At 74.4% G+C, this 6566-nt stretch carries 5 protein-coding genes; all 5 read right to left on the bottom strand.

The annotated features are described in order from the left end of the window. Positions 1-1492, bottom strand: a 1492-nt coding sequence (locus Csp2054_RS18360; RefSeq protein WP_141399146.1) for a choice-of-anchor G family protein, incomplete at its 3' end; no start/stop codon positions are given. A gap of 175 nt (positions 1493-1667) precedes the next feature. Further along, complete coding sequence (locus tag Csp2054_RS05295; protein ID WP_096898249.1) at positions 1668-3209, bottom strand: PucR family transcriptional regulator; 1542 nt, start codon at positions 3207-3209, stop codon at positions 1668-1670. Beyond that, the gene (locus Csp2054_RS05290) at positions 3206-4285 is read right to left on the bottom strand and encodes a DUF917 domain-containing protein (protein ID WP_096898248.1); all 1080 of its coding nucleotides are present in this window, start codon (positions 4283-4285) and stop codon (positions 3206-3208) included. The genes Csp2054_RS05295 and Csp2054_RS05290 overlap by 4 nt, the downstream gene beginning before the upstream one ends. Positions 4286-4315: 30 nt before the next feature. Then, on the bottom strand, positions 4316-5449 hold the full coding sequence (locus Csp2054_RS05285; RefSeq protein ID WP_096898247.1) for a DUF917 domain-containing protein: 1134 nt from the start codon (positions 5447-5449) through the stop codon (positions 4316-4318). Next, positions 5446-6537 (bottom strand): DUF917 domain-containing protein, encoded by a 1092-nt coding sequence (locus Csp2054_RS05280; RefSeq protein ID WP_096898275.1) that lies wholly within the window; start codon positions 6535-6537, stop codon positions 5446-5448. Before Csp2054_RS05280 ends, Csp2054_RS05285 begins: the two co-directional genes overlap by 4 nt. Between the last annotated feature and the right edge of the window lie 29 nt (positions 6538-6566).

Genomic DNA, 6566 nt, shown 5'->3' with positions numbered 1-6566 from the left:
CCGCGATCGAGTCCGGCGTGATCGGGTCCGAGCCGTCCACCGACACCGTGCTGTCGTCCGTGAAGTCCGTCCCGGTGACCGTGACCGACGTGCCACCGGCGACCGGCCCGTTTTCCGGGTCCAGCGCGGTGAGCGTCGGGACGGCGAGCGGGCCGGCGTTCGGTCCGACGGCGGCCGAAGCGAGGTTGACGATCGCAGCCGGGGTCGCCGCCGACGGCAGGAGCCCGACACGGAGCGCACGCTGGGTGAAGACGCCGCCGGAGGTCTCCTGCACGTTGCCCTGCAGGGAGAGGACCTGGGTCAGCGCGTTCGCCAGGGGCGTCACGACCGTGGTCCCGAGACCACTGATCGTGGTGTTGATCGGCGCGACCACCTGCGTGACGACCGGGTTCACGATCGGCAGGACCGAACCCGCCGGCACCGGGGCGCCGAGGAGCGTCACCGTCAGGCCTCGCAGCGACGACGTCAGCTGCGTCACGACACCCTGGAGCTCTGCGGTGATCGCCGGCAGGAGCTGCGTCGTGAGCGCGTCGGTGATGTACGGCAGCAGCTCGGTGTTCGGCGGCAGGTCGTTGAGGTCGAGCCCCTGGCTGGCGAGCACTCCGGCGACGTCGATCGTGATCGCGCCCGTCTGCAGGTTCGCGGTGATCGACCCGTCGGCGCTCGTCACGGTCGTGACCGAGTCGAGGGCGGCGGTCAGGTTCGGGAGTCCGGACACCTGCACCGCACCCAGCGCCCGCAGTGCCGTCGGCAGGGCGTCCACCGTCGGCTGCAGTCCGGCGAGCGTCCCCCGGAGGTCGGAGACGGTGGAGGCGAGCGCCGGACTGGTGAGCGCCAGGTCGAGGTCGGCGACGCCGTAGTCCCCGGTCTGCGCACCATCGGGCCCGGCTGCCTGCGCGGCCGTCGCCGAGACGGCACCGACCTCGAGGTCGAGGTCGGCCAGCGCGCCGGCGAGGTCCTGCCCGATCAGCCCGGACAGCGCGAACGACGCGTTCGCCTGCGGGACGCCGTCCTGGCCTCCGACACCGATCCCGCCGGTGTTCGTGACCGCACCGGAGGCGGCGAGGGAGCTGCCGTCCGGGTTCGCCTGCGCGTACTGGTTGACCGCGCCGAGCGTCAGGATGCCGTTGTCGCCGAGCAGGTTGAGACCGTCGCCGAGGTCGACGTCCACAGCGTTGAGCGCGGTCACGTCGAGCGGGTGGACATCGGTGTCGGTCGCTCCGCCCGTGTTCCGCGCGTCGGCGGGCGTCACGGCGAGCAGGTCGTCGAGGTTCAGACCGAGTGCTGTCCCGCTGAGGAAGCGACCCTGCCCGACGGAAGCGGCCGGGGCCGCCGTCGCCGGCGCCGCTGCGAGCACGCTGCCGCCGGCCCCGAGGAGCGCGGCGGTGAGGACGGCCAGCCCCTGGGCGCTCCTGACCCTCCACGGGCTCCGGCTCGACGGTCGTGATGATCCAGGCACGTTTTCGGCGCGCGCGAATGTCCCAAGCCTCATGTGGCTCTGCTCCTGATCCTGATCCGAGCGGTTGGTGAGACCGCTTCCGGCAGTTGGTGAGACCGCCGACAGCTGGTGTGCTGTGCAGGGAGCGTAATCCTGAGGACTCTCGCACGTCCAGGGCCCCCGATCGGGGGTCAGGAGCGTGCGCTCGCAGGATTCGCGCGCCTCGGTGTCAGGCGCCGCCGAGCGCCCGCGTCGCCAGGTGCAGCGCGAGGCGGGTCTCCGGGTCGGACAGGTCCACGCGGAGCCGGCGCTCGACGCGGGCGATGCGGTCCGCCACGGTGTTGCGGTGCACGCCGAGCACGGCCGCGGTCTCGGCGATCGAGGACTCGGCGTCGAGGTAGGCCGCGAGGGTCTCCCGGAGCGCACCACCACCGCGTTCGAGTGGCGCGAGGAGCTGCTCCGCCGCCGGGAGGAACGTGTCGGTCTGCGTCCACGCGAGCAGCAGCTGGGCGAGCCCGAGCCGGTCGACGTGCACGAACCAGCCGGACTCGGGCCGGGCTGCTGCCAACCGGACGGCGTCGCCTGCCTCGCCGAGCGTCCGGAGGAGTCCAGCGGGCCCGGCGTGCACGCTTCCGACGCCCACGTTCGTGTCGACCGCCTGCCGCAGCGTGTTCTGGGCCGTGCGGGCGCCGGCGGCGAGCGCGGCGACCGCGGCCCGGTCGAGCTCGTCCTCGGCGGAGGTCCACAGCGCCCACCCGTCGGCCTGCTCGACGACGGTCACGGTGAGGCCGTGCGACGCGAAGGCGGACTCGACTGCTCCGCGCAGCGCGACCGGGTCCACCGCCTCCCCGGATCCGCGCGCCGCCACGAGCCGGATGCCCACGTGCCACGCGTCGAGCCGCCACCCGGCCGCGATGGTGCGCTGCACGAGCGCGGGGGCCGGTGCACCGTCCGCCGCCCGGAGGTCGTCGAGCATGGCCATCCGGTACCGCGCGTCGCGCTCGTCGTCGAGCCGCGTGAGGACGAGGCGGTGCCCGGTCGCCACCGCTGCCACGCGGAGTGCGGTCGCGACGGTCGCCCGTTCGGCCCGGAGCGGAGCGGTGAGCCCCACCGCCAACCATGCCCGCGCGCCGATGCCGGTCGGCACGGGGACCGCGACGACCGTCTCCCCCGTGTCGTCCGACGCCCACACCGGCTCGCTCGTGCCGGACGTGCGAGCCAGGAGTGCAGCGGTCGACGACGCGACCGGGTCACCGCGGAGCGCCTGCCCGGAGGCGTCGAGGAAGCGGAGGCTGTGCCCGAGGCCGGACTCGAGCCGGGTGAACAGGTCCTCGAGGGCTGGTCCGGCGTCGAGGCCGACGCGCGCCGCGGTGAGGGCGGCCCGAGCCGCGGGGGCGTCGCCGGTCCCGATGAGCTCGTGCAGCCGGACGGAAGTCGCCCAGGGGTCGGGGGCGCCGACCACCGTGACGCCGAGCCGGTCCGCGAGCGCGACCGTCCCCGCGCCGATCGGCGGCGCGTCGTGCGTCGGAGCGACGACGAGCAGGGGCACGCCCGAGGTCGATGCACGCCGGAGCAGGACGTCGAACCGGGCGTCGAAGCGTTCGAGCGGCGAGAGCAGCACGACCGCGTCGTCGGCGTCGGTGATGGTCCGACCGACCTCGGCCGGCGTCCCGGCGACCCCGCGGACGACGGACACCCTGCCGGTGACGGGTCCGGCGAGCACGGTGGTCTGCGACCCGAGCAGCGGGAGGACCTCGGCGACGGCGATCACGTGACGACCTCCGGGACGGGATCGGCATCGATGCCGAAGGCCCGGGGAGCCACGCGTGCCGTCCGCCGCGGCTCCGCCCACCACCACGGCGCTCCGGGCAGGACGAGCACGGCGAGCTCGTCCCCGACCCGAGCGCGGTCGGTCGGCACCGGCCGGAGGGACCGGGCGTCGACCACGACGATGCAGCTCGGTGTGCTCGCGACGGGCTCGCCGTCGACGAGGCAGTGCACCCACTCGCTTCCCGCCTCGATACGCGCGACCGCACCGGTGCGGGCGTCGCGGACGGCCATCGAACCGTGCACGAAGGCCACCGCGTCGCCGCCGCGCTGGACGTCGAGCACCCGGCCCTCGGCGAGGACGCGACCACCCACAGCGTGCGCGAGGCCGGCCACGTCGATGGACGCTCCGGCCGCACGACCGACTTGCAGCGCCCGACTCACACTCCCGGTGACCGCGCGCTCGCCGAGGACCTCGGCGTCGACGGGGCCGATGGCGAACGCCGCCCAACCGCCGCTGTGCGACACGGCCTCGCGCCAGACGGTCTCGAGGTCCCGTGGGTCCGGCGCGTCGACGACGATCCGGAGCCCGCTCGAGGTCACCGCGGCGGCCGTGACGGCGGGCAGTGGGTCGACGAAGAGGGACAGCTGGTCGATGCGCGGGGTGGCCCGCCCCACGAGGTCGGCGTCGACGAGGGGCAGGCCGGCGGCGTGCGCCGTGAGGGCGGCGGCGGGTCCGGTGACCCCGCCGATCTGGGCCGCGACGACCGCGTCGGCGCGCAGGCCGGTCCACCGTTCGACGGCGGCGAGGGCGTCGGGCAGTTCACGACCGCTCGGCGTCTTCTCCTCGAGCACCGTCGTCGACCCGACGAGCCCCACCGCCACGACGGACCGGGTCTCCTGCCCGAGGGGGACGACCGGGACGTGCCCGTCGCCGATCGCCCGACGGAGCACGTGCACCATGTGGTCGACCTGGCCGCCGCCACCGCAACCCAGCAGGGCGGTGCCGCGGCCGAACTCGTCGACGTCGCCGGCCTGGAGGCCCGTCACGGCGCCGTCACGCTGCTCACCCGGGTGCACGCGCCCATGCTCTCACCCCGCAGGGTCCGCTCAGGCGGTGGTGGTGAGCGCCCGCTCCGCGGGCACCGGTGCCGGGACGAGCTGCTCGACCGGCACGAACGTGTCCTCGAGCCCGAAGCACGACGGACCGAACACCGCGAGGGCCTCCGGCGTCCGCATGAGGTCCGGGGTGGAGACCCCGACCACACGGACGCGTTGCCCGTAGCGGAGGCGCTCGGTGGTGATCGGCTCCGCCGTCTCGGCGTCGAGCACGCACACGAGGTCCGGGACCACCGCGACGAGCTCGCCGTCTCGGCGTGCGACGAGGTTCTCGTTCTGGAACGCGATCTCGAGCGTCGAACCGTCGGCGCCCTGGACGACCGCCCGGCCCTTCGCGAACCCGTCGACCGTCCGGCGTTCGACGTCGACGACCTTGCCGTCGAACAGCTCGCGCAGGTGCGTGTAGATCGTCTCCGCGAACGCGTCGGCGAGTGCCGCCACCGGGTCGCGGTGCTCCTCGCGGGCACGGCGGACGGCGCGGCCCACGGACAGCGCGAGCGAGAGGGTCCGCGGCACCGCCGTGTCCTTGACCTGTCGGCCGGTCATCGCGTACTCGGCGATGTAGGCGACCCCGCCGAGTCGGATCGTGACGCCGCGGGCGAGCCACTCCATCTGCCGGTTGTCGTGCCCGGTGTCGATGACGACCCCGTGCCCGTTCTCGTCGCTGATCGCGAGCGGGGAGCCCGGGACGCCGTACACCGAGAACGTCTCCATCTGGAGCTCCGGGAACGCCCGGCCCATGCCGTCGGCGTCCACGACGGGCAGTCCGCCGGTGGCGCCGACGAGCAGCGGGATCATCGAGTTGATGCCGCCGCACTCGATCGGCATGGTGGCCGTCGCGGTCCGACCCAGGTGCTCTTCGAGCCGCCGGAGCGCGCCGAGGGGCTCCGGCCCGGCGGGGATCCGCTCGAGCACGACGGTCGGGGCGCCCATCTGCGCGGTCGGGATGACGAGCGCGTCGTCGTCGAGCTCGGACGGGTCGAGGATCGTGACGGGCCCGTGCTCCTCGATCGCCGCCTTGACGAGCAGCATCCCGATGGTCGGGTCGCCGCCGCCACCGGTGCCGAGCAGCGCGGCCCCGCGGGCGAGGTCGGGCAGGTCGTCCACGTCGATGGTCCAGCTCATCGGGTCGCTCCTTCGCTGACGGTGCCGTCGTGGCGGACCGCCGGGGTGTCGTAGCCGAAGTACGTCGGGCCGGCGAGGCCGAGGCCGCCGACGGAGTGCCACCGCTCGTCGGCCGGTGCGGTGACGACGCGGACGCGTGCGCCGAACCGGAGTCCTTCGGTGGTGATCGGTTCGCCGGTCTCGGCGTCCAGCGTGACGATGAGGTCCGGGGTCGTGGTGCGCACCGAGCCGGCCACCTCGACCAGCAGGTGCTCGTTCTGGAAGGCGAGCCGTGCCTCCAGGCCGGTGTCGGGTCCGGACCCGACGATGCGGGCGGTCCCGCGCGCGAAGCCGGTCACGGTCCTCCGTTCGACGTCGGCGACCTTGCCCTCGAAGACGACGGTGCCGCCGAGGACCGCCGCGACGGCCGCGACCGGGTCCTCGTTGGCCGCCCGGGCGTCGGCCAGGGCCTCGCCCAGCTCGACGCAGCGCGAGAGGCTGCCGCGCACGTACGACTCCTTCACCTGCGTGCCGGACATCGCGTACTGGGCGGTGATCGCCGAGCAGCCCATCTCGACCGTCGCCGTGCGGGCGAGCCGTTCCGCCCAGCGGTTGTCGACGGTGTCGAAGACGGCCGTGTTGCCCTTCTCGTCGGCGAGCGCCATCGGTGTCGCGCTGATGCCGGACAGGGTCGGCAGGACCATCTGGACCTCGGGGAACGCCCGACCCATCGCGTCGGCGTCGATGACGGGCAGCCCGAGCTCGGCCGCCGCCACGATCGGGCTGGTGGAGTTGACGCCGCCGATCTCGATGCAGGCGATGTGCGTCGGCGTGACGCCGAGGTGCGTCGCGAGGCTCCGGACCGCCTCGGCGAACTGGCCGGCGGAGGGGAGCTTCTCGACCATCACCGTGGGAGCGCCGATCATCGCGACGTTGAGCACGACCGCGTCGTCGGGCAGGTCCTCGACCGCCACGACGGGCACGGGGCCGTGCTCGCGGACGGCGGCCTCGGCCAGCAGGCGGCCGATGTAGGGGTCGCCGCCGCCGCCCGTGCCGAGGATCGCGGCACCGCGGGCGAGGGCCGAGCAGTCCGGGCCGATCTCGGTCAGGCGGTGGAGTGCCCCCGCGGCGGGGACGG

It is taken from the genome of Curtobacterium sp. 'Ferrero' (genome assembly GCF_002412165.1).
In the GTDB taxonomy this organism is placed as follows: domain Bacteria; phylum Actinomycetota; class Actinomycetes; order Actinomycetales; family Microbacteriaceae; genus Curtobacterium.
Note: the sequence above shows the minus strand (reverse complement) of the source record. Positions and strands in the feature narration are given on the sequence as shown.

Excerpts from the sequence above, each read along its gene's own strand:
- Csp2054_RS05285 (WP_096898247.1), bottom strand. The coding sequence starts at position 5,449 with ATGAGCTGGACCATCGACGTGGACGACCTGCCCGACCTCGCCCGCGGG.